The following is a 24499-nucleotide window of genomic DNA, read 5'->3' on the forward strand; positions in this document are numbered from 1 at the left end:
GGCCGCCCGGTGATCCGGGAAGCCCGCCGGCCGGAGGGGTACGGCGATTACAGGGTGCGCGCCAGCCGGTCGGCGAGCGTCCGGGTGAAGCGGGCCGGGTCGGTCAGCTCACCGCCCTCGGCGAGCACCGCCAGGCCGTAGAGCAGCTCGGCGGTCTCGGTCAGGGCGGCGGAGTCGCTGCCCTGCTCGTGGGCCTTGCGCAGGCCGGACACCAGCGGGTGACCGGGGTTGATTTCCAGGATCCGCTTGGTCGGGGGGACCTCGTGCCCCATCGCCCGGTACATCTTCTCCAGGGTCGGGGTGAGGTCGTGGGCGTCGCCGACGACACAGGCCGGTGAGGTGGTCAGCCGCGACGACAGGCGGACCTCCCGGACGCTGTCCGTGAGGGTGGTCCCCAGCCAGTCGAGCAGCGCGGCGAACTCCTGTCGCTGCTGCTCGCGCTCGGCCTCGGCCTGCTGCTTCTCCTCGTCGGTGTCCAGGTCGATCTCGCCCTTGGCGATCGAGCGCAGCGGCCGACCGTCGTACGTGCCGACCCGCTCGACCCACACCTCGTCGACCTGGTCGGTGAGCAGCAGCACCTCGTGCCCCTTGGCCCGGAACGCCTCCAGGTGCGGAGAGTTCTCGATGGCGGCCCGGGACTCGCCGGTGGCGTACCAGATGTCGCTCTGGCCGTCCTTCATCCGCGACACGTAGCCGGCCAGGTCGGTGGGCTCGGCCGGGTCGTTGGTGGAGGCCACCGACAGGATGTCCAGCAGGGTGTCCCGGTTGTCGGTGTCGTCGATCAGCCCTTCCTTGACCACCGCGCCGAACTCGGTCCAGAAGGTGCGGTAGCGCTCGGCGTGGTTGGCCTTGAGGTCCTTCACCGTGGCGAGGATCTTCTTGACCAGGCGGCGGCGGACGATCTGGATCTGCCGGTCCTGCTGGAGGATCTCCCGGGAGATGTTCAGCGACAGGTCGTGCGCGTCGACCACGCCCTTGACGAAGCGCAGGTAGGTCGGGATCAACGCCTCGCAGTCGTCCATGATGAAGACGCGCTTGACGTAGAGCTGGACGCCACGGCGGCCCTGCGGGGAGAACAGGTCCAGTGGAGCGTGGCTGGGCAGGAACAGCAGCGCCTCGTACTCGAAGGTGCCCTCGCCCTTCATGTGCACGACCTCGAGCGGGTCGGCCCAGTCGTGACTGACGTGCTTGTAGAACTCGTTGTACTCGGCGGCGTCGACCTCGTCGCGGGGCCGCGCCCAGAGCGCCTTCATCGAGTTGAGGGTCTGCACCTCGCTGGTGGCGGCCTCGCCGTCGGCACCGGGCCGTTCGACGCCCATCCGGATCGGCCAGGCGATGAAGTCGGAGTAGCGCTTGACGATCTCCCGGACGGTCCACTCGGCGGTGTAGTCGTGCAGGTTGTCCTCGGCGTCGACCGGCTTGAGGTGCAGGGTCACTGTGGTGCCCTGCGGCGCCTCGTCGACCGCCTCGATCGAGTAGGTGCCCTCGCCGGTGGACTCCCAGCGGGTGCCGCCGGTCTCGCCGGCCTTGCGGGTCAGCAGGGTGACCCGGTCGGCCACCATGAAGGCGGCGTAGAAGCCGACGCCGAACTGGCCGATGAGGTCCTGCGAGGCGTGGGCGTCGGCGGACTCGCGCAGTTGGCGCAGCAGCTCGGCGGTGCCCGACTTGGCGATCGTGCCGATCAGCGCGACGACCTCGTCGCGGGTCATCCCGACGCCGTTGTCCCGCACGGTGAGGGTGCGGGCGTCGCTGTCGATCTCCAGGGCGACGTGCAGGTCGTCGGTGTCGGCGACAAGGTCCTTGTCGACGAGGGTGGCCAGCCGGAGCTTGTCCAGTGCGTCGGACGCGTTGGAGATGAGTTCCCGCAGGAAGACGTCCTTGTTCGAATAGATCGAGTGGACCACCAACTGGAGGAGCTGACGCGCCTCGGCCTGGAACTCCAACGTTTCGGCCTGGTTGCTCACGCCGTCTCCCATCTCGGCTCGTACGGAGGTTCGCGGAAAGGATACGAGTCGTCACCGGTCCGGGTGTGGGCGCGTCCGGGTCGTATTCCCGATCCGACCGGCCGCCCCCGTGACCTAGCTGACTTTGCTTAACCGAAGTCAGGTCGGATAGCGTGGCGGCCATGAAGATCGCTGGAAGCACCGCCCTCGTCACCGGCGCCAACCGTGGCCTCGGCCGACACCTGGCCGCCGAGCTCCTCGCCCGGGGCGCCACCGTCTACGCCGGCGCCCGCAACCCCGACAGCGTCGACCTGCCCGGCGTGACGCCGGTGCGGCTGGACATCACCGACCCCGCCTCGGTGGCCGCGGCCGCCGAGTTGGCCGGCGGTGTGAACCTGCTGATCAACAACGCGGGCATCGACACCCGGACCGACCTCCTCGACGGCGACCTGGACCTCGTCCGGCTGGAGTTGGAGACCCACTACATCGGCACCCTGTCGACGATCCGGGCGTTCGCGCCGGTCATCGCCGGCAACGGCGGCGGAAGCATCCTCAACGTGCTCTCCGTGCTGTCCTGGTTCGGCTCCCCGACCCACGCGGCCTACAGCGCCGCCAAGTCCGCCGAGTGGGCGATGACGAACGTGCTGCGCGTCCAACTGGCCGACCGGGGCGTCCGGGTCGCCGGCCTGCACGTCGGCTACCTGGACACCGACATGGCCGCGGACATCACCGGCCCGAAGTCCGACCCGGCGGCCATCGCCCGGATCGGCGTGGACGGCATCGAGGCCGACGCGTACGAGATTCTCGCCGACGACCTCAGCCGCCAGGTGCAGGCCGGGCTGGCCGGCGGCGTCGCCGCGCTCTACCCCCAGCTCCCCTGATCCACGACGCGACGGGCCGCCACCGGGAAGACCGGTGGCGGCCCGTTTTCGGGTACGCGCTCAGCTCGCCTGCAACGCCACGTCGTCGATCACGAAGGTGGTCTGCAACGACGAGTCCTCGGTGCCGGTGAACCGCAGCGTCACCGTCTGCCCGGCGAACCCGGCCACGTTGATGCTGCGCTGCACGTAGCCGGTAGCGGCGTGGAGATTCGAGTACGTCGCCAGCGTGGTCGAACCCAGTTGCACGGCGAGCCGGTCGTACGCCGTGGATCCGGTGGTCTCGGCGGTGTCGATGTGCAGCCAGAACGACAGCGTGTACGTGGCACAGCCGGCCGGCAGGGTCACCGACTGGTACAGGCTCTCGGTGCGGGTGCTGCCGTACCCGTTGAGCCACGCCTTGTACGACCCGGTCCGGGCCGGCTGGCCGCTGGCGTTGGTGATCACGCCGGAGGACGCGGTCCACGTCGTGTTGCCGCTCTCGAAGCCACCGTTTCCGACCACCTGACCGCCGACACAGGTTGGGGCGCCGCCGCTCACGGCAAGCTGCCACAGCGCGTACGCGACGCCGTCGGCGGCCCGGTTCAGCACTGTGGCGCTGACGTTGGCGGTCGTGTCACAGGAGCGGTGGTAGCACGGGTCGTACGCCGAGTTGGCGGTGCCGCCCCACTTGGCGGCCTGGGAGCTGGTCTTGCGGGCGCTCGCGCCGGCGGCGTAACCCGAGGTGGGGATGCCGGCCTGTTGGAAGTAGTAGTCGTCGGAGCGGCCCTGACCCTCGACGTTCTCCTCCGGTTGCAGACCCAACGAGTCCCAGTACGCCTTCAGCGGCGCGGCCGTGGTCGAGGTGACCCGGTTGATGAAGTAGCCGCCGTTGATCGAGCCGACCATGTCGAAGTTGTAGTAGCCCTTGATGTAGCCGCGCTGGGTGCTGTTGAGCGAGTTGACGTAGAACCGGGAGCCGTTGAGCCCCTGCTCCTCGTCGGTCCACCAGGCGAACCGGACCCGCTTGGTCATGGTCGGGTTCTGCGCGGCCAGGACCAACGCGTTCTCCAGCAGGGTGGACGAGCCGGTGGCGTTGTCGTTGATGCCGGGGCCGGCCGAGACGCCGTCGAGGTGGGCGCCGAACATGACCACCTGGTCGGTCGGGCCGCCGGGCCACTCCGCGATCAGGTTGTTCGAGGGGTACGTGCAGCTGGAGCAGTACTGCTCGCTGACGGTGTAGCCGGCCGACTGGAGCCTGGTCTTGACGTAGCTGAGCGAGGCGGTGTAGCCCGCCGAGCCGGCCCTGCGGTTACCGCCGTTGCTGGTGGCGATGCTGTTGAACTGGGTGAGGTGGGCCTGGACGTTGCTGACGGAGATGTCCGGTGCTGCCAACGCGGCGGCGGTCGCGGCGATCGGCCGGGCCTCCGTCATCGTGGTCGTAGGCGACGCGGCTACCGGCTGGGCGGCCAGCGTCACAGTCATCCCGGCGAACACGGCAAGCGCGATTCCCGCGCTCAGCGTTCTGCCTCTCATGGGGGCTCCTCGGGGTTGGAGAGATACCCGAGACACTTACAGATATCTATTTCTTGAGCATCGGTCGTTCGTCCCGAACCGCCGCCGGTTCGACGGTGGGTACCGGCGTCAGCACAGGTGAGTAGAGGTGTCAGGATGGGTAGGTAATGCGGCACGGGTCGTCGGGCCCGGAACGGGGGCTTGCGATGGGGTCGGATTGAGCGTGACACGACCCAGCAGTGACCTGTTCAGCGGCGGCGGTGACACCGGTCGGCTGATGGCGGAGCTGGACTGGGCCCACACGCCACTCGGCCCGGTCAGCGGATGGCCACAGAGCCTGCGCGCCGCCGTGCGGATGGTGCTCTCCTCCCGCTACCCCATGCTGCTGCTCTGGGGCGACGACTTCTCCCAGCTCTACAACGACGCGTACTCCGCGCTGATCGGCGACAAGCACCCCGCCGCGCTCGGCGACGACGTGCGGGTGACCCTGGCCGAGGGCTGGGACGTGCTCGCCCCGCTGATCGAGGAGGCCATGGCGACCGGGGTGGCCAGCTGGGTCCCCGCGCTGCAACTGCTGCTGGAGCGGGCCGGCTACCGCGAGGAGGCGTACTTCAGCGTCTCGCACGCCCCGGCCCGCGACGACGACGGCCGTACCGTCGGCGTGCTGACCGTGTGCAGCGAGGTCACCCAACAGGTGGTCGGCGAACGCCGGCTCCGCCTCCTGCGCGACCTGTCCGTGCTCGGCGACGGGCGCACCGTCGACGTGGACGCCACCGGCGCCCGGCTGATCGACGTGATCGACGGCCATCCCCTGGACGTGCCGTTCGCCGCCATCTACCTGCGCGACGGCACGGCGCTGCGACGGGTCGCCTGCACCGGCGGCGACCGGGGGCACGCCGGCGCCCTGCCGGACACCGTCGAGCTGACCGACCCGGGGCCGCCCGCTTACGCCTGGGGGCTGACGGACGCCGTCGAGGGCCGTACGACCCAGGTGACCGACGTCGCCGACCGGCTGCCGCTGCCCGCCGGCCCCTGGGACGACCCGGTCCGCAACGCGCTGGCGCTGCCGCTGCCCTCCGCCGACGAGGATCAGCCGCTCGGCGTCCTGCTCGTGGGGGTCAGCCCCAGCCGAGGGCTCGACGAGGCGTACCGCTCCTTCCATCAGCTCCTCGCCCAGCAGATCTCGGTGGCGGTGCGCAACGCCCAGGAGTACGAGGAGGAGCGACGCCGGGTCGAGGCGATGGCGGAACTGGACCGGGTCAAGACCGACTTCTTCGCCAACGTCAGCCACGAGTTCCGCACCCCGTTGACCCTCATCCTCGGCCCGCTGACCGACGCCCTCACCGACGCCACGGCGCCGCTGGCGGCGGTGCAGCGGGAGCGGGTGGAGACCGGCTGGCGTAACGCCACCCGACTGTTGACGCTCGTCAACAGCCTGCTCACCTTCTCCAGCCTGGAGGCCGGGCGCGCACGCAGCGACGCCCGCCTGGTCGACCTGGCCGCGCTGACCGCCGAACTCGCCGGGGTGTTCCGGGCCGCCGTCGAGCGGGCCGGGTTGACTCTCGAGGTGAGCTGCCCGCCGCTGCCCCGGCCGGTCGCGGTCGACCCGGTCAACTGGGAACGCATCGTCACGAACCTGCTCTCCAACGCCCTGAAGTACACGTTCATCGGCCGCATCCGGGTCACCCTCGACGCCGATGACGAGGAGGTGCGGCTCACCGTCACCGACACCGGCATCGGCATCGCGGAACGGGACCTGCCGAAACTCTTCGAACGCTTCCACCGGGTGCGGGGCGCCCGCTCACGCAGTCACGAGGGCACCGGCATCGGCCTGGCCCTGGTGCACGAGTTGGCCCGGCTGGAGGGTGGCGACGTTCGAGCGACCAGCCAGGTGGGCGTCGGCAGCAGGTTCACCGTGACGCTGCCCTGGTCGGCGACGCACCGCACCGCGGTCAGCGGGCCGGCGGTGGATGAGCGGGGTGACGCGGCCCGCGCCGCCGTCGAGGAGGCGATGGGCTGGCTCACCGAGCCGGGCGACGCGGTGACCGAGCCCGATCCCGCGTCGGGGGCGGCCACGGACGAGCTGGCCGGAGCCCGGATCCTGCTCGCCGACGACAACGCCGACATGCGGGCGTACCTCATCCGGCTGCTCACCGGGCAGGGCTGGCGGGTGCGGGCCGTCACCGACGGCCGGCAGGCCCTCGACGAGATCCACCGCGACCTGCCCGACCTGGTCCTGACCGACGTGATGATGCCGGTGCTGGACGGCTTCGACCTGGTGCGCCGGCTACGGGCGGACCCGACGACCCGGGCGCTGCCGGTGCTGGTGCTCTCCGCCCGTGCCGGTGGAGAGGCCAGCGTGGAGGGCTTGAGCCTGGGCGCCGACGACTACCTGGTCAAACCGTTCGCCGCGGCCGAGTTGATCGCCCGGATCCGGGCCAGCATCCGCCGAGCCCGCGGCCGTACCCCTGCGGCGGCCGGCGGCGGCGGCCCGGCGACGGTCGCTACCCCAGCCCCGTCGGCGCGACAGGCCCCGGTCGGCCCGATCCCGTCGGCCCCTGCGGTCGAACCCGTCCACGACGCGTCAGTGGTCGCGGAGACACCGGTCGACCCGGACGGGCTGGGCGACCTCCTGGACGTCGGGTGGGCGTACCCGTCCGCACCCACGTCGGCAGCGGCCATGCGTCGGGACGTCCGCGGCGCCCTGGGCGACCTGGACGTCGACCCGGACGTGCTGGAGGATCTCCTGCTCGCCGGCTCCGAGGCCATGAACAACGCCGTCGAGCACGCGCAGCGGCCCAGCCGTCCGGAGGTGCGTGTGCGCGTCCAGATGGGTGGCGACCTGATCCGGATCTCGGTACGCGACTTCGGCACCTGGCGGGACCGCCGGCCGGCGATGGACCGGGGGCGCGGCGCATTGCTGATGAACGCCTACGGCGACGTGCGGCTGGTCTCCACCGCCGAGGGGACGACGGTGACCATCGAGCGTCGACTGGCCTGAGTGCCGGCGGCGCGTCAGAGTCGGCGGCCGCTGGCGTCGCGGGCGATGATGCCGTCCAGCCGCTCCCCCGGAGTGAGCCGCGCCGGGTCGAACCAGAAGACCAGCACCTGCTTGTCGCCACTCCATGGCACCACTCGGGCGTCGACCTGCCGACCGTCGACGGTGCCGATGATCCGCTTGGCGGGCCCGACGAAGTAGCCGAAGGTGGGCACCGGCGCGGCAAAGCCCTCGTCGTAGCCGATCTGGTGGAACCCGGCGCTGCGGTCGCTGCCGTAGACATCGTTGACCAGGATGTCGGTGCTCAACGAGCCGTCCGGAGCCTGGCGACCGGCGGCCAGTCCGATGGACACCTTGGGCTCACCGGGCAGGGACACCGGGACGAAGTAGTAGACCCGACGCTCGGCGCCGTGCCGCACCCCGCTGTCCACGATCTGGCCCAGGGGCTTCGGTGGCGGCTCGTCGCGGCCCACCGTCGGCGGCGGCGTGGAGCCCAGCGACTTCTCCGCCCACGGCGAGACACCCACCGACGGTGGAGCGACGGCGACCGGCGGCGGGTGCTCGGCCGGCGCCGGATCGCCCGGCCCGGACGCGCCGACCGCCACCACGACGACCACGGCGGCCAGGCCGGTCGCGAGCGTCGCCGCCCCGGCCCCGGCGACGCGTCGACGGGTACGCAACCGACGGCCCTCGCGCATCACAGTGTCCAGATCGAGCACCGCGTCGGGGCGCTCGGTCGCCCGCATGGCGTGGCGGAGTCTTTCCAGCTCGCTCATCGGCGCGCCTCCTCGTCGGCCGTGCGGGGCGCGGCGGTGCGCAACTTCTCCAGAGCTCGCGAGCTGGTGCTCTTGACAGTGCCGACGGATACGGAAAGTTCCCGGGCCACCTGCGCCTCCGGCAGGTCGAAGTAGTAGCGCAGAACGACGATGGCGCGCTCCCGGGGGCTGAGCGCACCGAGGATGGTGATCAACCAGCGCCGGGTGGCCACATCGTCGGCCACGTCGCCACGCCGCTGCTCCGGCACCTCCTCGGTCGGATACTCCCGCATCGGCCGTCGCCACCCGTCGACCAGATGGTTGACAAGCGTGCGGCGGGCGTACCCGTAGGCGTCGTCGTCGTGGATCCGCGACCACGACGCGTAGGTGCGGACCAGGGCGGTCTGCGCGGCGTCCTCGGCCTGGTGGTGGTCGCCGGTCATCAGGTACGCGGCATGCACCAGTCGCGCGGACGCCGCCCGCGCGAACTCGACGAATTCCGCGTCACCCCGCGCCACCGCGAACCCTCCCCGTGCCACAGAGCTACAGACGGGTGAGGCCGGGAAAAGGTTGAGCCCTGGGTCACATCAACTTTTGGCCACGGTCACCCGTCTTCTCCTCCGCGCCGCCGCCGAGCGACGCGCGAGGGGAGAGACATGTCGACGAAGGTTACCCGCCGCTGGGGTCCCGCTTCGATGGCGTCGCTGCTGGTGGTGGCGCTGCTCACCGGATGCGGCCTACCGGCCGCCGGGCAACCCACCGCCGACCCGGTCGCCGCCGGACCGCTGCCCGGCGGACCGGCGACACCCACCGGCCGGCCGACCGCAACCAGCGCGGTTCGACCCAGTTCCGCGCCCGTCGCCCCGGTCAGCTACCCCGCCACCGGCGGTAACCGCTGGTCGGTGGCGCCCGGCGAGGCAACGCCCGGACGCGCGACGGCCGGCCGGTTGCTGCGCTACCGGGTCGCCGTGGAGCGCGACATCCGGGGCCTGCCGGCGACCGACATCGCCACGGCGATCACCACGACGTTGAACGACAGGCGCGGGTGGACGGCGGGCGGGGCGTGGCGGCTGCGCCGGGTCGGCGCCGGCGAACCGACCGACTTCACCATCTACCTGGCGACCCCCGGCACCCGCGACACCCTCTGCCAGGACGTGCCGGACGCCTACACCTCCTGCCGCAACGGTGGCCGGGTGGTGCTGAACGTGGCGCGTTGGGTCAAGGGGGTGCCGGGTTACGGCGCCAGCCTGGACAGCTACCGGCAGTACATGGTCAACCACGAGGTGGGGCACAAACTCGGGTACGGCCACGAGCGGTGCCCCGGGCGGGGCCGGCCGGCGCCGGTGATGCAGCAGCAGACGCTGGGGCTGCACGGCTGCGCCGCGAACGCCTGGCCGTACCCGAAGGGCAAGGTCCGCTACAGCGGGCCGGTCGGGGCGTACGACGACGCAATCCCCCGGCGTGAGGGCGCCTACTCGGCGCACTGAGACCGACGCCGGGGCCCTCAGGTTCGCCGACGGCGCTCCTGTTCGAGTCGCTCGTCCAGCCGGCCCATCTCGTAGATGGCGTTGAGGCTGGTCGGCAACCGGCTGACGTTGTCCGGCACCGGCCCGAGGTCCGGCGGCGGGCCGGAATCCGGTACGGGACCGGGGTCGGGCGTCCGCGTGGCGGCGGGGACCGGGGCCCGGCGGCGCAGGATCAGCAGTGCCAGCACCGCGAGGACCGCCACCACCAACAGGTACGACACGGGTGGCCAGGCGTTGCGGGTGGGGCTGGCGAGCGCCGGCGCGGCGGCCGGCGCGGAAGTGTCGCCGTCGCGCTGCGGCACGGCGGCCTCGCGGGTGCCGGTGCCCTCGTCAGCGGTGCGCGGATCGGGGGCGGCGGGTGCGGGGACACCGCCCGCCGAGGCGGCGGGCACGGGGATCGCCACGGGCTCCACCGGGCTGGGCTGACCGGCGACCGGTGGCCGACTCGGCGTGGACGGCCGGGTGGGCGTGACGCTCGGCGCGGGAGCAGCACTCGGCGTAACGCCGCCGAGCAGGTCGTCGACGATCTGGCCGACGCCACCGATGATGTCACCGAGCGGATCCGAGGTGACCGACGGGGACGGCGCGGGCGCGAGGGCGAGGGTCAGCGCGAGGACGACGACGGTAGGCATGAAGCCACCTCCGATGTGCCGAATATGCACGCACCGTACCGCATCGTGGGATGGCGTGGGTGACACCGGCACACTGGGGCGGGGGCGCGTCTGCCGCTCGCCCCCGCCCGCGATGTCAGTGGCGGTCAGACGGGCAGGCCACCGACCTGAGTGGAGATCCACGATCGGATCGACGGCAGGTCGACGTAGATGGACGGGCCGGTGGCGCAGGTGGAGTTGTTGTTGCCGGCCCGGCTTGTCGCACCGATCAGGTTCCACACTCCGTTGACCTGGCGCACCTGCGGCCCGCCCGAGTCGCCGTAGCAGGCGCCGGAGTTGCCGTTGGTGTTGTTGGTGCAGATCTCGTACGTGCCGTTGATGCCGGAGCACCTGCTGTCGGCCACGATGGACGTGTCCAGTTCGTTGGCCACAGCCGGAGCCGACCCGCAGCCCCGCGGGGCACAGGTCTGGCCCCAGCCGATGATCCGGGTGGCGGTGCCGACCGCGCCGGAGGTGCTCGGGATCGGGGCCTGCGCGTACGCGACCGAGCTGGCCAGTTGCAGCAGCTTGACGTCGACGCTCGGGTGGTTGACCGCACGGGTCACCCGCACCACGGTCCCGCCGCTGGAACGGTTGACGCTGCCCACCCGTACCGAGGACGGCGTCGAACAGTGCTTGGCGGTGACCGCCCAGTTGCCCTTGATCAGGGTGCCGGTGCAGCCGGAGACGTACACCATGAAGGGATAGTTCTCGGTGGCCGGCCGGCCGCCGACCACCAGCGGGCCGATGTCCGAGGCGCCGTTCCAGGTGTACGTCGTGCTGGCCGGCGCGGCCAGGGCGCCGGCGAACAACGAGTTCACCCGGGTCGCCTCGGCCGCGCTGGGGTTCGCGTTGCGACAGGACACCGGAGCGCTGCTGCCGGACATCAGGTCGGAACAGAGGCCGGTGCGCCGGTCCGGCAGGCCCAGGATGTGGCCGACTTCGTGGGTGGCGATGCGGGTGCGGTCGTAGCCCTGGTTGACGGCCGTGCGGCCCATCCAGATCCGGCCCGAGCCGAGACCGGTCGGCTGCGCGCGGGGCCAGCCGTCGTCGACGTAGATGGTGATGCTGGCCGGGGTGCCGGCCAGGAGCCGGACGTTGCTGACCCGGCTGTTCCAGATCTGCGCCGCCTGGTCGAAGTTGGTACGGAACTCGCCGGTCCGGCTCGCGTCGTAGTAGACGGTCCGGACAGCGGCGGCCGGCGCACCGGTGGCGAGCTGCATCCCGGCCGCCGCCAGGATAGCCACCAGCATGGCCAGCGCCGCGCGTCTCAGTTGTCCTCGGAACATCGGGTACTCCCCTGCGGTCGTCCGGCGGCCGTCGGTCACCGGCTCATCGATACACGTAGATATTAATGTGACGGCGAGCGATGTTCGGCATAGCGGAAGCGTCATACCGCCGAGACTCGCCAGCGTCCTGGTGGGTCCCGTCGACCGGTCTCAGGTGACAGCCGTACCGCTGGCGGCGAGCAGCGCCTCGGCCGCGGCTGTGCGGGCATAGAGGACGAAACGTCCGACCCGGTGTGTGCCGACGAGGCCGACGTCACGCAGCGCGCCGAGGTGCTGGGACACGGTGCCCGGGGTGAGCCGGCACCGCTCGGCGAGTTCCAGTGTCGACGTCGGTACGGCCAGCTCGTGCAGCAGCGCCGCGCGGGTCCGACCCAGGACCCGGGCGAGCGCGTGCCCGTGCGAGGTCCGATCCCGTTCCCAGAGGGTGGCCACTGCCCGCGCCGGGAAGCGCAGCACCGGTTGTCCAGGAGAGCCAAAATTCGACCACACCCGGCGTCCGATGAATACCGACGGTACGAGCAGCAGGCCCCGCCCGTCGAGTCGCACCGTGCCGCTCCGGGTCAGGTGCTCCACCGACAGCGTGTCGGCTTTCAATTGGACGAAGGGATCAAGGTGGTTGAGCAAGCCATGAACTCCGTCGGTGGCCATGCGCTGTGCGCCGAGGAGCACTTCCCGCTCCAGCAGAGTGTGCATCCGGGGCCAGTAGGGTGCGATGACCGCGTCGACATACGCCCGGACCGCCTCGGCCAGCCGAGTCAGGTGACCCGGCGGGTCGGCATAGAGCGCCACCAGGAGCGACGACCGCGGGCCGGACAGCGCGTCGAGGCTGGCCCGCACCGCTTCGGCAGGGGTGGCAACGAGGGACGCCAGCTCGATCTCAAGGGTGGGCTGTGAGGTGGCCGGCGGCGGACAGACGAAGGTCGGGATGATCGGCGTCGGCATCTGCACCAGATCGGCAAGGAGCTGCCACCGCACGCCGGCCAAGCGTGGCTGGACCCGCTCGTACCAGGCCAGATGCTCCGGAAACTGATGCGGCCGCTTGATGATCCGCACGCTCGCCACAGCTTCCCACAGCGGTGACACCGCGAATCGGGTCATCGCCAGGTCCCGCACGTTCAGACCGACCAGCATCATTGGACGCCCCCGACGGATTCGGCGAGAGTCAAATCTATCGGTTCGAGGTGCTGCCGCCGGCAGCGTGGGCGGCATGACCACCGCCTCGATGACGACCGGATCCAAGGGCCAGCCCAACCCCTGGCCGCGTTCCTTCCGACTGCTCTACGCCGCCGCCCTCATCGATGGCGTCGGCTTCCACATCGGCCAGTTGGCCGTGCCGGTGTTGGCGGTGTCCCTACTCTCGGCAAGCCCCGGCGAGGTGGGGCTGCTCGGTGCGCTGAGCACCGCCGCGTTTTTACTGATCGGTCTGCCGGCCGGAGTCTGGGTCGACCGGCTGCCGCGTCGCGCCGTCCTGCTCACCGCCGATCTCACCCGGGCTGCGCTGGTGGCCTCGGTGCCGGTGGCGTGGTGGGCCGGGTGGCTGACCATCCCGCAGCTGTACCTGGTGGTACTGCTGACCGGAGTCGGCACCGTCTTCGCCGACGTCGCTGCGCAGAGCTATCTGCCGGAGCTGGTCGGCCGGGGCCGGTTGGTGGCGGCGAACGCACTGATGATGAGCACCAATGCGACCGTGCAGATTGCAGGTCGCGGGCTGGGCGGGATCGTCGTACAGGTGCTCACTGCGCCGGTCGCGATCGTGCTGGACGCGGTGACCTTCGTGGTGTCCGGTGTGATTCTGACCCGGATCCGTGCCGAAGCACCCCGCCGACGTCCGCCGCGGGTGCCGGGCGGTTTCGTCCAGCAGCTCGGCGCGGGGGTCAGGCACGTGACCGGCAACCCCCTGCTCCGCCCGCTGGCCCTCTCGACCGCGAGCATCAACCTGAGCATGCAGCTCACCACCACTCTGCTTCCGGTGGTGTTCCTACGCGAGTTGGGGCTGGGCGCCGCTGCCCTCGGCCTGTTCCTCGGCGTGGGCGGGATCGGCGCCTTGCTCGGAGCAGTGACCGCGCGCCCGCTCGCCGAGCGGATAGGCCATGGTCGCGCTCTCTGGCTGCCCGGGCTGCTCGTTGCGCCGCTCGGCGGGTTGGTCACGCTGATCGACACCGGGCCGATGCTCTGGGTGGCGGCTGTCGGTTGGCTGGCTTTGGCCTGGCGGACGGGAGTAGGCAACGTGATCGGGGTCAGCCTGCGCCAGGGCGCCACCCCCGACGCGTTGCTCGGGCGGATGAACGCCACCTTCCGGTTTCTGCTCACCGGGGCGCTCACCATCGGCGCAGTGCTCGCCGGAGTACTCGGACAGTACGGAGGCGTCCGTACCGCGCTGGTGGTCGGCGCGCTCGCGAACGCGGTGACATGGCTTCCGGTGTTCTGCTCCCCGCTACGCACGCTCCACCGGCCGCCCACAGTCGACTGAACATCGACCACTGTTACTCAGCGGTTACCCGGCAGCGAAGTTCCCGCGTCGAGAGGAGACAACTGTGGCGGCAGAGGGTCACCGGCAGCGCCGCCACCACGTGGCCCCGAGTCTCGAACGGAGAACCACGATGAGGATCAAGAGCGCACTGACAGCGGTGGTGGTCGTCCTCGCCGGCTTGGTCGTCGGCGCGGGCAGCAGCTCCGCAGCCGGCACCACGACCGGGACGGCGTACTGCGGGATCACCTGGGGCAGCGCGGAGAAAACGGCCGGCGCGCTCAGCGACGCCCCGCTGGTCGACGTACGGACCGGCCGGCACGACTGCTACGACCGGGTGGTGTTCGAGTTCGCCGGCCCGGTCGACGGATACGCCGTCGGTTACGGCGAGACGTGGACCGAGGGCGAGGGGTTGGCGCTGTCGCCGTACACCGCCGGAGGCGCGCTGCTGCGGGTCTCGCTGCGGGCCCCGGCGTACGACGACGACCACCTGGGCACCGTGCCCTACGCGGTCGGCGAGCACGTGGCGAACCTGTTGCGCTACCCGACGCTGCGCGACGTGGTCTTCGGCGGCAGCTTCGAGGGTTACAGCACCTTCGCGGTCGGCGTACGGGCCCGGTTGCCGTTCCGCACGTTCGTGCTGGCTGGGCCGGGCACCCACAGTCGGATCGTGCTCGACGTGGCCCACCAGTGGTGACCTAACGGGAACTCGGCCGTCATCGGCCGATTGGATGGACTGGAACGGCGATCGGCCATTTCCATGTGCGACGGGCACCTCGCTACGCCTAGGAAGGAGCCATGACCAACGAGGTGACCGTTCCCCTGCTGCCCTGCGCGTCCATCGACGACATCGTCACCTTCTACGAGGTGCTCGGCTTCCAGACCACGTACAAGCAGCGCAAGCCCAACCCATACGTGGCGTTGCGCCGCGAGGATCTGCATCTGCACTTCTTCGAGATGGCCGGTTTCGACCCCGAGCAGTCCTACGGCTCCTGCCTCGTCCTCACCTCGGACATCGCGGAGTTGCACCGGGCCTTTGCGGCGGGCATGCGGGCCGCGTACGGCAAGGTGCTGGTGTCCGGAACGCCACGGATGACGCGTCCCCGGGTGCGACGGAACTACGACGGGCTGGGCGGGTTCAGCCTCATCGACCCAGGTGGCAACTGGATCCGCGTCGTCCAGAACGCCGCCACGACCCCCGCCGTGGCGGCGGCTCCCTCCGGGCGGCTGGCGAAAGCCCTCGCGAACGCCATCGTGCAGGGCGACTCCAAGGGTGACGTCGGGCAGGCCATCCGAATCCTCGACAGCACACTCGCCCGCCCGCAATCCGGTGACGACCCGGTCGCACTGGTAGAGGTCCTCGTCTACCGCGCCGAACTGGCAATGGTCCTGCGGGACGAGGAAACCGCACGGGAGATGCTGGCCCGCGCTAACGCCGTCGTGCTCAGTGCCGACGAGACCCAGCGGGCGGCACCGACGTTCGAAGCCGCAGCCGACCTCTTGAGGTCCTGCGCACCCACGTCGACGGTGTAGGTGGCGGTCATGGTGTCCTCCGTTCACGGGTTAGTTCGTTGCGACGGGTCTGCAAGTAGGCCCGCTCGGTCTCGTTGGTGGCCAGGGCCGCGGCCTGGTCGTAGGCGGCTCGGGCCTCCTCGTCCCGTCCGAGCCGGGCGAACAGTTCGGCCCGGGTGGCGGGCAGCCGGTGGTAGCCCGGGAGGTCGACGCCCTCCAGCGCGGCGAGGGCCACCGCCGGTCCGTGCACCTCGGCGACGGCAACCGCACGGTTGAGCGCCACGACCGGGGTTGGTGAGAGTGCGAGGAGCTGGTCGTACAGTGCCAGGACCTGTGGCCAGTCGGTGGCGGCACCGTCGGTGTGCACGGCGCTGATCGCGGCCTGGATCTGGTACGGGCCGGGGCGGTTGCGGCGCAGGCAACGGCGGACCAGGTCGTGGCCCTCGGCGATCAGCGGCCGGTTCCACAGTGACCGGTCCTGGTCGGCCAGCAGCACCAGTTCGCCGTCCGGGTCGAGCCGGGCCGGGCGGCGCGCCTCGGTCAGCAACAGCAGGGCGAGCAGGCCCAGGACCTCGGGCTCGTCGGGCATCAACGCGGCGAGTTCGCGGGCGAGCCGGATCGCCTCGGCGCACAGGTCCGTTCTGATCAGCGGACCGGCGGTGGACGCGTAGCCCTCGTTGAACATCAGGTAGAGCACGGTGAGCACGGGCGGCAACCGGTCCGGCAGCTCGTGTTCGGCGGGCACCCGGTAGGGGATGGCGGCGTCGCGGATCTTCTTCTTGGCGCGCACGATCCGCTGGGCGACTGTCGCCTCCTGGACCAGATAGGCACGGGCGATCTCCGGCACGTCGAGGCCGCCGAGCAGGCGCAGCGTGAGGGCGGTCCGCGCGTCCGGGGCGAGCGCCGGGTGACAGCAGGTGAAGATGAGTCGTAGCTGGTCGTCCCTCACCGGTCCCACCTCCCGGGGCTCGTCCTGGTGATGCAGCAGCAGGGCCTGGGCGTGCCGGGCCTCGCGGGTCGACTCCCTGCGAAGCCGGTCGACGGCCCGGTTGCGGGCGGTGGTCACGATCCAGGCGCCCGGGTTCGGCGGCAGGGTCTGCCACTTCTGCAGCGCGGTGGTGAAGGCGTCCTGGACCGCCTCCTCGGCGAGGTTGATGTCACCGAGGAGGCGGGCCAGCGTGGCGACGCAGCGGCCGTACTCCGCGCGGTAGATGCTCGCCAGGTCCATGTCGGGTGACCGGCTCCTGGTCAGGCCTGGGACAGGTCGTCGAAGGGGCGCACCTCGACCGGCCCGCAGGCCGCCGCGCACCTCTCGGCCCAGGCCAGCGCCGCGTCCAGGTCCGCGCACTTGATGACCCAGAACCCGGCGATGTGCTCCTTCGTCTCGGCGAACGGCCCATCGCTCATGGCGGTGGCGCCGTTCTCGACACGGACGACGGTGGCGCTGTCCGGTGACGTGAGCCCTCCGCCGAAGACCCAGGCGCCCGCGGCCTGCATGTCGTCGTTGATCCGACCGGTCTCCCTGAACATGGTCTGCATCTCCTCGTCGGACGGCGTCGGCGCGCCCTCGACGAAGTGCACGGACAGCAGGTACTGCCTCATGATGATCCTCCGGTAGCTCGATTGTGGGATGGCGACAGGTCAGGCGGCCAGGCGGCGCGCGACAGCGGGGATCACGATCGCGGCCGCGACCAGGTGGGTGAGCATCAGCAGCGCCTTGGTGGCCGTCGAGGCGTCGGCGATCAGATCCGGCACCAGGGACAGGACCGTCAGCACCACAGTCGTACGGACGAACGCGCGCCGCGGGCGCCGGGCGAAACGCGCCAGCAGCGCGGCGATGATCAGGCCGATCAGCGAGAAGGCGGCGGTCAGCACGCCGAACCCCAGGACGGGGATCGGAGCGCCGCCCACGTCGAGGCTGACCCCGGCCAACTGGCCGACGGCGGCGACGGCCATGGTGGCGGCGCTCGCGGCTACCGTGGCGACGGCGCCGGCCCGGATCAGCGCCCCGACGGTCGACGTGGTGGCGCGTGTCGTGTTCGCAGTGGCGGTCATCGTGCCCTCCAGTGGGTGTGCGGCCCGTCGCGATGCCGGGCTCTCACCAGGGCTACGAACTGAACCGATCCCAATCGACAGCACGCCCAAAATTTTTGTCGACGATTTTCAACCTCGGCGTGACACGACCCAGTCTCGGGACCTCGTCGATCATGGAGTTGTGGTGGGCGACAAAGCGACCATCTGTCGCCACGTCGGGCACCACAACTCCATGATCGACGCCGTCGAACGCTCCAGGGGCTAGGCCTCGTCGGCCAGGTGCCAGATCTCTCGCATCGGGGCCCACCAGTCCCCCGAGCCGGGCTCGGCGATCGACTCCTGACACGGGTCGGTCAGCTTCCACCACTCCTGCGTCTGCGGGTCCGCGGCGATCAGCCGCAGGTCGGCCTCGTAGTCGTCGCCGACGTACTCGTAGTAGCCGAAGAGCAGATCGTCGTGGAGGAAGATGGTGTAGTTGCGGAAGTTCGCCTCGCGCAGCGTCTTCTCCACGCTCGGCCAGACGGTGGCGTGCAACCGCAGGTAGGTCTCCCGTTGCTCGGGGCGGAGTCGGATCACGCAGCCATGACGTTTCACGTCGTGCCCTTTCGTCTGAGCTGGTTCAGGGGTGCCGAAGGCACTGACCGTAGCGGTTGGACGGCGTCGGGCAGAGGCCAGCCGGCCGTCGATGTCGACCGTTCTGCCAGGACTACGCACGGTCGCGCCGGGTCTACCCTCGGGTGATGGAGGGCCGCGTGTTGGTGGTCGAGGACGACTTCTCGATCCGGGAGGTCACCGCCCTCGGTCTGCGCCGCGCCGGTTTTCGGGTCGACACCGCGGTTGACGGGGGGCAGGCCCTGGCCGCGTTCCGCGCTCACCCGGTCGACCTCATCGTGCTCGACATCATGCTGCCGGGCGTGGACGGTCTGGAGGTCTGCCGGGAGATCCGGCGGACCAGTCAGGTGCCGATCCTGATGCTGACCGCGCGCACCGACACCATCGACGTGGTGGTCGGGCTGGAGTGCGGCGCGGACGACTATCTGCGCAAGCCCTTCGACCTGCCCGAGTTGGTGGCCCGGGTCCGCTCGGTGCTGCGCCGGGTGAACGTGCCGGCCCCGTCGACAGTCATCGAGGTCGACGGCTTGGAGATCGACCCGGGCGCCTTCGTGGTCCGCCAGCACGGCCGGGAGGTGACGTTGACCTCCACCGAGTTCCGCCTGTTACTGGAGCTGGCCCGCCGACCCGGCCAGGTCTTCACCCGGCAACTGCTGTTGGACCTGGTCTGGAACCACGACTTCCTCGGCGACTCCCGACTGGTCGACGTGGCCGTGCAGCGGCTCCGCGCCAAGATCGAGGACGACCCGGCGCAGCCACGGCTGATCCGGACCGTGCGCGGCGCCGGCTACAAGTTGTCTACGGGCTGACGGGGGTCGGCGATGGCCGGACGCGGGGTGCTCCCCGGCCGCCTGCGGCGCCGGCTGACGATCGCGTTCGTCCTGGTCGCCGGCGTCTCGGCCGGCCTGCTCGCCGGCGGGACCGGGCTGCTGCTGCGGCAGTCCTGGTTGGACGCGTCGCTGCACGAGGCCGCCGCCGACGCCCGCTACCACCTCGTTCTCGCCGGGCAGTTCCTGCCGCTGACCGAGCAGCGCAGCACCGAACTGCTCACCAGCTTCGAGGCCAGCGGTCGGCACGTGGTGCTCGTCGACGGCCCGACCCGTGCCTCGCACCCCGCGTACGCCCCGGTGCTGGGCAGCCCGTTGCGGGCCGTCGTCGCGGCCGGCCGGCTCGGCTATCAGCGTTCCGCGCCGGCGGAGCGTCCTCGGCTGCTGGTGGTCGGCGGGCGCATTCCCGGCTCGACCGCCGAGCTGTACGTCCTCACCGTGGAGGACGATGTCGCCACCGACCTGGGTCAGCTGCGCGGCGCGCTGGTGGCCGGCTGGGCGCTCGTGGTGTTGCTCGCCGCCGCGGTGGGTCACGCGCTGGCCCGCCGCACGTTGGAGCCGGTGGGCCGGGCCAGCCGGGCGGCGCGAGCCCTCACCGAGGGCCTGCTCGCCACCCGCCTGCCGGTACGCGGGCGCGACGAGTTCAGCGTCTGGGCGGCGACGTTCAACGAGATGGCCGAGGCACTGGAGTCGAAGATCGCCGCGCTGTCGGCCGCGCAGGCCCGCGAGCGGCGGTTCACCGCCGATGTCGCGCACGAGCTGCGTACCCCGGTGACCGCGTTGGTGGCCGCGGCGTCGCTGCTGCGCGAGCACCTCGACCAGTTGCCCGACGACGCCCGGCCGGCCGCCCGGCTGCTGGTCGGCGACGTGGTCCGGCTACGCCGGTTGGTCGAGGACCTGATGGAGATCTCCCGGCTGGACGCCGGGCGGGAGCAGCTGGCCGTCGGGCCGGTCGACGCGTTGGCGCTGCTGCACGGCATCGTCGTGGCGCGTGGCTGGTCGCCGCGGGTGCGGGTCACCGGCGACCCGGTCGTGTTGCGCACCGACAGGCGTCGGCTGGAGCGCGTGCTGGCCAACCTGGTCGCCAACGCGGTCGAGCACGGCGGTGGGGAGATCACGGCAAGTGTGGCGGGCGCCGGCCCCCTGGTCGTCTTCGAGGTCAGCGACCAGGGGCCCGGCATCCCGGCCGAGCATCTGCCCCGCGTGTTCGACAGGTTCCATCAGGTCGACAGGTCCCGCTCCGCGCCGGGCAGCGGGCTCGGGCTGGCCATCGCGCGGGAGCACACCGATCTGCTCGGCGGCGCGCTGGGCGTGCGCAGCGAGCCGGGCGAGGGCACCCGGTTCCGGCTGGAGTTGCCCACTGACGCTCCCGCCGGCACGGCGGACGGTGTGGGATGAACGGCCGCGGCACGGCCGGGCTGGGCGTACCGGTGCTCGTCGCGGCCCTCCTGCTCGGCGGCTGCGGCACTCCCCGCTCCGGCGATCTCGGCCCGGCGCCCACCGCGCCGCCAACGAGCGCCACGCCCACCGACCGTCCGGAACCTACAGGGACCCCGGCCGTGGAGCCGACGCCGCCACCCGCCGACCGACCACCGGGTCCGTCGGCGCCGGCGTCCGTCGGCACGCGCCGGCCGGACCCGGTGACCATCGAGCTGTGGTACGTCCGCGCCGGGCTGCTCGTGCCGACCCGACGCACCCGGCCGGCCACGGTCGCGACGTCCCGGCTGGCGCTCACCGAACTGGCCGCCGGGCCGACCGCGGCCGAGGCCGCCACCGGGATGACCACACTGCTTCCGGCCGGCGTCGAGGTCACCCGCATCGCCGACGGCGTGGCGACGCTGCGGGTACCGTCCGTCGGCGACCCGGCCACCCGCCGACTGCGCGAGGCGCAGGTGGTGTGGACTCTCACCCAGTTCCCGAGCGTGCGGCGGGTCCGCCTCGACGGGGCGGCCCCTGTCGAACGGGCGGATTACGCGGACCTGCTGCCACCGATCGTGGTCACCGCCCCGATCCCCGGTGCGCGCGTCTCCGCCCCGCTCGTCGTCGCGGGCACCGCCACCGTGTTCGAGGCCACGGTGAGCGTCCGGGTCCTGGACGCCGCCGGCCGGGAGGTGGCCACCGGTTTTGGCACCGCCAGTTGCGGCAGCGGTTGCCGCGGTGGCTACCGGGTGGTGGTCGGCTGGCGCACGGTCCGCGAACAGAAGGGCACGATCGAGGTGTACGAGGTGTCCGCCCGGGATGGCGCGCGGATCAACACGATGGCCGTGCCGGTGGTCCTCGCCCCCGGTGGCTGACCACCCCGTTCACCCGCCGGACTCCGGCTGGAAACGCAATCGTTTCGTGGACTCAGTGCGAGGCAACTCACGAAACCCTGCACGATCAGCCAACTGCGAACTAGGGTCAGTACGACATCGTTTCGCGGGGGGTCGGATGCTGGGTGGTCAGCAGGTGGGCGCGGGCGCCGGGGTGCCAGCGGCCCGGGGTCCGCGGTGCACCGACAGCGACCTGTTCACCGTCGTCATCGACACCCTGCGGGAGGTCGGCTACGACCGGATGACCATCGACGCCGTCGCCGCCCGCGCACACGTCAGCAAGGCCACCATCTACCGACGCTGGGACGGCAAGGCCGAGCTGGTCGTCGCCGCCCTGCGCGACAGGCACGTGGGTGTGCACAACCCGCCCGACACCGGCTCGCTCCGCGGGGACCTGATCGAGTTGCTGCGGGCCACGGCCGCGATCTGCACGGCCGACTGCGACCTGATGCAGGCGTTGACCTTCGCCATGCGGACCAACCCCGAGCTGGAACGCCTGGTGCGTCACCAGGTGCTACCGGCCGGGCGGGTGGCCAGCACCGCCATCCTGGTCCGCGCCGCCGCCCGCGGGGAGATCCCGCCGGAGGCCGGGGAGCGGGAGTTGTTCCACGATCTGGCGCCCGCGCTCACCATGTCCCGCATCGTCGCGCACGGCCTACCCGCCGATGACGCGTTCCTCACCCAGGTCGTCGACCAGGTGCTGATCCCGGTGCTCCGCTATCAGCACCACCGTCCGTCTCCGGCCTGACTCACCGAAAATTCGCAACACGGAAGGCTTCACCATGCCCGGAACCACCTCGACCGCGCCCGGCGCGCCCAACGCCGGGCCGTCGACTGGCGCACCGCACCCGCGGCGCTGGATCGCGCTGGCGGTCATCGCGGTCTCACAGCTGATGGTCGTCCTGGACGCCACGATCGTGAACATCGCGCTGCCGCAGGCCCAGGCCGACCTGGGGATCACCGACGCGAACCGGCAGTGGGTGATCACCGCCTACACGCTGGCCTTCGGTGGTCTGCTGCTGCTCGGCGGTCGCATCGCCGACTACTGGGGGCGCAAGCGCACCTTCCTGGTCGGCATGACCGGTTTCGCGCTCGCCTCCGCCCTGGGCGGTCTGGCCACCACCGGTGAGATGCTCTTCGCCGCTCGCGCGTTGCAGGGCGCCTTCGGCGCGCTGCTCGCCCCGGCCGCGCTGGCGCTGCTCACCGTTCTCTTCACCGAGGCCACCGAGCGGGCCAAGGCCTTCGCGGTGTACGGCGCGATCGCCGGCGGTGGATCCGCGGTCGGCCTGCTGCTCGGCGGGGTGCTCACCGAGTACGCCGACTGGCGCTGGTGCCTGCTGGTCAACATCCCGGTCGCCGCCATCGCCATCGCCTTCGCGCTCCCACTGGTGCCGGAGAGCCGGGCCCACGGCAACACCCGCTACGACGTACCCGGTGCGATCGTGGTGACCGCCGGCCTCGTCTCCCTGGTCTACGGCTTCACCAAGGCCGCCGAGGACGGCTGGGACGCCACCGCGACGCTCGGTTTCATCGCCGCGGGCGTGGTGCTGCTCGCCGCCTTCGTGGTGATCGAGCTGCGCTCCAGCCACCCGCTGCTGCCGCTGCGGATCATCCTGGACCGCAACCGGGGCGGGGCGTTCCTCACCTCGACGTTGATCGGCGCCGGCCTGTTCGGGGCGTTCCTCTTCCTCACCTTCTACTTCCAGGTGGTGCTGCAGTACAAGCCCCTCGAAGCCGGTCTCGCGTCACTGCCGGTCACCGCCGGTGTGCTGATCGCCGCGGGTGGCGCCAGCCAGCTGATGCCCCGCTTGGGTGCCAAGCCGCTGATGGTCGCCGGTGCGGTGCTCGCCGCCCTGGGCATGCTGGTGCTGACCCAGATCGACGTGAACACCTCGTTCCTCACCCACCTGCTGCCCGCGCAGGTCATCCTGGGCCTGGGGCTGGGCTTCACCTTCGTCCCGCTGTCCAGCCTCGCCCTGGTCGGGGTGCCGGAGCACGACGCCGGCGCGGCCAGCGCGACGCTCAACGCCACCCAGCAGATCGGTGGTTCGCTCGGCACCGCGCTGCTGAACACCTTCTACACCAGCGCTGTCGCCGCCTACCTGGTCGGCAAGGCGCCGAACCCGGTCAACCAGGTGGACGCACTGGTGCACGGCTACCGGGTGGCCTTCGCCTGGGGCGCGGCGCTGATCGTGCTCGCCGGACTGGCCACCCTGGTCCTGGTGAAGGTCCGCAAGGAGGACATCCCGACCGGCAACACCGTGCACATGGGCTGAGCTGACCGAACGCGCCCGCCGGCCGGTGCGCCCCGACCGTGGAATGGGCTGGCCGGCGGTAACGTCCGGTAACGTCCCGATCAAAGCTGAAAATCCGTTTGAGGAGATTCATGTCGACAGCAGCTGACCAGATCATCACAGCTCTTCGAGCGGGCCACGAGGAGCTCGCCGCCCTCGTACGGGACCTCAAGGAAGACGACCTGCTCCAGCCGTCGGGGGCCAGCGAGTGGCAGGTGTCCCAGGTGCTGAGCCACCTGGGCAGCGGCGCCGAGATCAACCTGGCGACGCTGGACGCCGCCCGCACCGGCGCACCCGGCCCGGACGGGGACTTCAACCGTGGCGTCTGGGCACGCTGGGACGCGATGTCCCCGGCCGAGCACGCCGCCGGGTTCCTCGCCACCAACGAGCGGCTGGTCGAGGCGTACGAGGCGCTGGACGCCGAGACCCGGGCCTCGATGCGGATCGACCTCGGCTTCCTGCCGGAGCCGGTCGACGTGGCCACCGCGGCCCGGTTCCGGCTCAGTGAGTTCGCCCTGCACCAGTGGGACGCCGAGGTGGCGTTCAACAGGTTCGCGGCGGTGACGCCGGGGGCGGTGGCGCTGCTGCTCGACCAGGTCGGCGGCATGCTGGCCTGGACCAGCCGGCCGCAGGAGTTGGCCGGGGAAGCCACCCTGCTGGTCCGCCTGCACGCACCCGAGCGGACGTTCGGGCTGCGGCTGGGCGAGAAGGTCGAGGTCGTCGACGCGCCGGAGCGTCCCGACGGGGAGCTGGTGGCCCCGGCCGAGGCGTGGTTGCGGCTGGCCACCGGACGGCTGGGCCCCCAGTACACCCCCGACGGGGTGCTGGTGACCGGCTCGGTGACCCTCGACGACCTGCGCCGGGTCTTCGTCGGCTTCTGAGATCGCGCCGCGCGGGCCGGTGACCCG

Annotated in this window: 23 protein-coding genes; 12 read left to right on the forward strand and 11 right to left on the reverse strand. The window is 71.3% G+C overall.

Annotated elements, in window-relative coordinates:
* Window positions 1–47: 47 nt before the first annotated feature.
* The gene (gene htpG, locus IW248_RS11540; protein ID WP_307787911.1) at window positions 48–1964 is read right to left on the reverse strand and encodes a molecular chaperone HtpG; all 1917 of its coding nucleotides are present in this window, start codon (window positions 1962–1964) and stop codon (window positions 48–50) included.
* 161 nt (window positions 1965–2125) lie between these two features.
* Here htpG and IW248_RS11545 point away from each other — a divergent pair, with 161 nt between their 5' ends.
* A complete protein-coding gene (locus tag IW248_RS11545; protein WP_196926964.1) occupies window positions 2126–2824 on the forward strand; it encodes an SDR family oxidoreductase in 699 nt (232 codons plus the stop codon).
* A 60-nt stretch (window positions 2825–2884) separates the two neighbouring features.
* Here the strand turns inward: IW248_RS11545 and IW248_RS11550 are convergent, their stop codons facing one another.
* Window positions 2885–4336 (reverse strand): M28 family metallopeptidase, encoded by a 1452-nt coding sequence (locus IW248_RS11550; RefSeq protein ID WP_196926965.1) that lies wholly within the window; start codon window positions 4334–4336, stop codon window positions 2885–2887.
* A 202-nt stretch (window positions 4337–4538) separates the two neighbouring features.
* On the opposite strand from IW248_RS11550, the gene IW248_RS11555 reads away from it, so the two are divergent.
* Window positions 4539–7316, forward strand: a complete 2778-nt coding sequence (locus IW248_RS11555) for an ATP-binding protein (protein WP_307787912.1) — start codon at window positions 4539–4541, stop codon at window positions 7314–7316.
* A 14-nt stretch (window positions 7317–7330) separates the two neighbouring features.
* On the opposite strand, the gene IW248_RS11560 is transcribed toward IW248_RS11555, so the two are convergent.
* Both IW248_RS11560 and IW248_RS11565 read right to left on the reverse strand, forming a co-directional pair.
* Entirely contained in the window at window positions 7331–8089 is a 759-nt protein-coding gene (locus IW248_RS11560) for a hypothetical protein (RefSeq protein ID WP_196926966.1), read from the reverse strand.
* Window positions 8086–8586 (reverse strand): SigE family RNA polymerase sigma factor, encoded by a 501-nt coding sequence (locus tag IW248_RS11565; protein WP_196926967.1) that lies wholly within the window; start codon window positions 8584–8586, stop codon window positions 8086–8088. The genes IW248_RS11560 and IW248_RS11565 overlap by 4 nt, the downstream gene beginning before the upstream one ends.
* Window positions 8587–8724: 138 nt before the next feature.
* Here IW248_RS11565 and IW248_RS11570 point away from each other — a divergent pair, with 138 nt between their 5' ends.
* On the forward strand, window positions 8725–9555 hold the full coding sequence (locus IW248_RS11570; protein ID WP_196926968.1) for a DUF3152 domain-containing protein: 831 nt from the start codon (window positions 8725–8727) through the stop codon (window positions 9553–9555).
* Window positions 9556–9572: 17 nt separating this feature from the next.
* Here the strand turns inward: IW248_RS11570 and IW248_RS11575 are convergent, their stop codons facing one another.
* The 3 genes from IW248_RS11575 to IW248_RS11585 form a co-directional block, all read right to left on the reverse strand.
* Window positions 9573–10226: a hypothetical protein gene (locus IW248_RS11575; RefSeq protein ID WP_196926969.1), complete on the reverse strand. Its 654-nt coding sequence runs from the start codon at window positions 10224–10226 to the stop codon at window positions 9573–9575.
* 125 nt (window positions 10227–10351) lie between these two features.
* Entirely contained in the window at window positions 10352–11638 is a 1287-nt protein-coding gene (locus IW248_RS11580) for a snapalysin family zinc-dependent metalloprotease (RefSeq protein WP_372432184.1), read from the reverse strand.
* Window positions 11639–11683: 45 nt separating this feature from the next.
* Entirely contained in the window at window positions 11684–12664 is a 981-nt protein-coding gene (locus IW248_RS11585; protein ID WP_196926971.1) for an ArsR/SmtB family transcription factor, read from the reverse strand.
* Window positions 12665–12740: 76 nt separating this feature from the next.
* Between IW248_RS11585 and IW248_RS11590 the strand changes: the two genes are divergently transcribed.
* The 3 genes from IW248_RS11590 (at window position 12741) to IW248_RS11600 (ending at window position 15533) form a co-directional block, all read left to right on the forward strand.
* On the forward strand, window positions 12741–14003 hold the full coding sequence (locus tag IW248_RS11590; protein ID WP_231396278.1) for an MFS transporter: 1263 nt from the start codon (window positions 12741–12743) through the stop codon (window positions 14001–14003).
* A 130-nt stretch (window positions 14004–14133) separates the two neighbouring features.
* A complete protein-coding gene (locus tag IW248_RS11595) occupies window positions 14134–14697 on the forward strand; it encodes an AMIN-like domain-containing (lipo)protein (RefSeq protein WP_196926972.1) in 564 nt (187 codons plus the stop codon).
* A gap of 101 nt (window positions 14698–14798) precedes the next feature.
* A complete protein-coding gene (locus tag IW248_RS11600; RefSeq protein ID WP_196926973.1) occupies window positions 14799–15533 on the forward strand; it encodes a DUF8817 family protein in 735 nt (244 codons plus the stop codon).
* Window positions 15534–15540: 7 nt separating this feature from the next.
* Here IW248_RS11600 and IW248_RS11605 read toward each other — a convergent pair whose 3' ends face one another.
* The 4 genes from IW248_RS11605 to IW248_RS11620 all read right to left on the reverse strand — a co-directional run bounded on the left by IW248_RS11605 (window position 15541) and on the right by IW248_RS11620 (window position 18140).
* Window positions 15541–16740, reverse strand: a complete 1200-nt coding sequence (locus tag IW248_RS11605; protein WP_196926974.1) for an RNA polymerase sigma factor — start codon at window positions 16738–16740, stop codon at window positions 15541–15543.
* Between the two features lie 20 nt (window positions 16741–16760).
* Complete coding sequence (locus IW248_RS11610) at window positions 16761–17114, reverse strand: YciI family protein (protein ID WP_196926975.1); 354 nt, start codon at window positions 17112–17114, stop codon at window positions 16761–16763.
* A gap of 39 nt (window positions 17115–17153) precedes the next feature.
* Window positions 17154–17567 (reverse strand): DUF6069 family protein, encoded by a 414-nt coding sequence (locus IW248_RS11615; RefSeq protein WP_196926976.1) that lies wholly within the window; start codon window positions 17565–17567, stop codon window positions 17154–17156.
* A 240-nt stretch (window positions 17568–17807) separates the two neighbouring features.
* Window positions 17808–18140, reverse strand: coding sequence for an L-rhamnose mutarotase (locus tag IW248_RS11620; RefSeq protein ID WP_196926977.1), 333 nt, complete (start codon window positions 18138–18140; stop codon window positions 17808–17810).
* A gap of 146 nt (window positions 18141–18286) precedes the next feature.
* Here IW248_RS11620 and IW248_RS11625 point away from each other — a divergent pair, with 146 nt between their 5' ends.
* The 6 genes from IW248_RS11625 to IW248_RS11650 all read left to right on the forward strand — a co-directional run bounded on the left by IW248_RS11625 (window position 18287) and on the right by IW248_RS11650 (window position 24472).
* Window positions 18287–18967, forward strand: coding sequence for a response regulator (locus IW248_RS11625; protein ID WP_196926978.1), 681 nt, complete (start codon window positions 18287–18289; stop codon window positions 18965–18967).
* Window positions 18968–18979: 12 nt separating this feature from the next.
* Window positions 18980–20383, forward strand: a complete 1404-nt coding sequence (locus tag IW248_RS11630) for a sensor histidine kinase (protein WP_196926979.1) — start codon at window positions 18980–18982, stop codon at window positions 20381–20383.
* Complete coding sequence (locus tag IW248_RS11635; protein ID WP_231396279.1) at window positions 20380–21279, forward strand: Gmad2 immunoglobulin-like domain-containing protein; 900 nt, start codon at window positions 20380–20382, stop codon at window positions 21277–21279. Before IW248_RS11630 ends, IW248_RS11635 begins: the two co-directional genes overlap by 4 nt.
* Before the next feature lie 136 nt (window positions 21280–21415).
* Window positions 21416–22045, forward strand: coding sequence for a TetR/AcrR family transcriptional regulator (locus tag IW248_RS11640; RefSeq protein WP_124821018.1), 630 nt, complete (start codon window positions 21416–21418; stop codon window positions 22043–22045).
* A gap of 34 nt (window positions 22046–22079) precedes the next feature.
* Window positions 22080–23573 (forward strand): MFS transporter, encoded by a 1494-nt coding sequence (locus IW248_RS11645; protein ID WP_124821017.1) that lies wholly within the window; start codon window positions 22080–22082, stop codon window positions 23571–23573.
* A gap of 110 nt (window positions 23574–23683) precedes the next feature.
* On the forward strand, window positions 23684–24472 hold the full coding sequence (locus tag IW248_RS11650; protein WP_124821016.1) for a maleylpyruvate isomerase family mycothiol-dependent enzyme: 789 nt from the start codon (window positions 23684–23686) through the stop codon (window positions 24470–24472).
* The last annotated feature ends 27 nt before the right edge of the window (window positions 24473–24499 follow it).

It is taken from the genome of Micromonospora ureilytica (genome assembly GCF_015751765.1).
In the GTDB taxonomy this organism is placed as follows: Bacteria; Actinomycetota; Actinomycetes; order Mycobacteriales; family Micromonosporaceae; genus Micromonospora; species Micromonospora ureilytica.

Coding starts and splice junctions, on each gene's coding strand:
- IW248_RS11545 (WP_196926964.1), top strand. CDS start 2,126: ATGAAGATCGCTGGAAGCACCGCCCTCGTCACCGGCGCCAACCGTGGC.
- IW248_RS11550 (WP_196926965.1), bottom strand. CDS start 4,336: ATGAGAGGCAGAACGCTGAGCGCGGGAATCGCGCTTGCCGTGTTCGCC.
- IW248_RS11560 (WP_196926966.1), bottom strand. CDS start 8,089: ATGAGCGAGCTGGAAAGACTCCGCCACGCCATGCGGGCGACCGAGCGC.
- IW248_RS11570 (WP_196926968.1), top strand. CDS start 8,725: ATGTCGACGAAGGTTACCCGCCGCTGGGGTCCCGCTTCGATGGCGTCG.
- IW248_RS11575 (WP_196926969.1), bottom strand. CDS start 10,226: ATGCCTACCGTCGTCGTCCTCGCGCTGACCCTCGCCCTCGCGCCCGCG.
- IW248_RS11580 (WP_372432184.1), bottom strand. CDS start 11,638: ATGACGCTTCCGCTATGCCGAACATCGCTCGCCGTCACATTAATATCT.
- IW248_RS11585 (WP_196926971.1), bottom strand. CDS start 12,664: ATGCTGGTCGGTCTGAACGTGCGGGACCTGGCGATGACCCGATTCGCG.
- IW248_RS11590 (WP_231396278.1), top strand. CDS start 12,741: ATGACCACCGCCTCGATGACGACCGGATCCAAGGGCCAGCCCAACCCC.
- IW248_RS11595 (WP_196926972.1), top strand. CDS start 14,134: ATGAGGATCAAGAGCGCACTGACAGCGGTGGTGGTCGTCCTCGCCGGC.
- IW248_RS11600 (WP_196926973.1), top strand. CDS start 14,799: ATGACCAACGAGGTGACCGTTCCCCTGCTGCCCTGCGCGTCCATCGAC.
- IW248_RS11605 (WP_196926974.1), bottom strand. CDS start 16,740: ATGGACCTGGCGAGCATCTACCGCGCGGAGTACGGCCGCTGCGTCGCC.
- IW248_RS11610 (WP_196926975.1), bottom strand. CDS start 17,114: ATGAGGCAGTACCTGCTGTCCGTGCACTTCGTCGAGGGCGCGCCGACG.
- IW248_RS11615 (WP_196926976.1), bottom strand. CDS start 17,567: ATGACCGCCACTGCGAACACGACACGCGCCACCACGTCGACCGTCGGG.
- IW248_RS11625 (WP_196926978.1), top strand. CDS start 18,287: ATGGAGGGCCGCGTGTTGGTGGTCGAGGACGACTTCTCGATCCGGGAG.
- IW248_RS11630 (WP_196926979.1), top strand. CDS start 18,980: ATGGCCGGACGCGGGGTGCTCCCCGGCCGCCTGCGGCGCCGGCTGACG.
- IW248_RS11635 (WP_231396279.1), top strand. CDS start 20,380: ATGAACGGCCGCGGCACGGCCGGGCTGGGCGTACCGGTGCTCGTCGCG.
- IW248_RS11640 (WP_124821018.1), top strand. CDS start 21,416: ATGCTGGGTGGTCAGCAGGTGGGCGCGGGCGCCGGGGTGCCAGCGGCC.
- IW248_RS11645 (WP_124821017.1), top strand. CDS start 22,080: ATGCCCGGAACCACCTCGACCGCGCCCGGCGCGCCCAACGCCGGGCCG.
- IW248_RS11650 (WP_124821016.1), top strand. CDS start 23,684: ATGTCGACAGCAGCTGACCAGATCATCACAGCTCTTCGAGCGGGCCAC.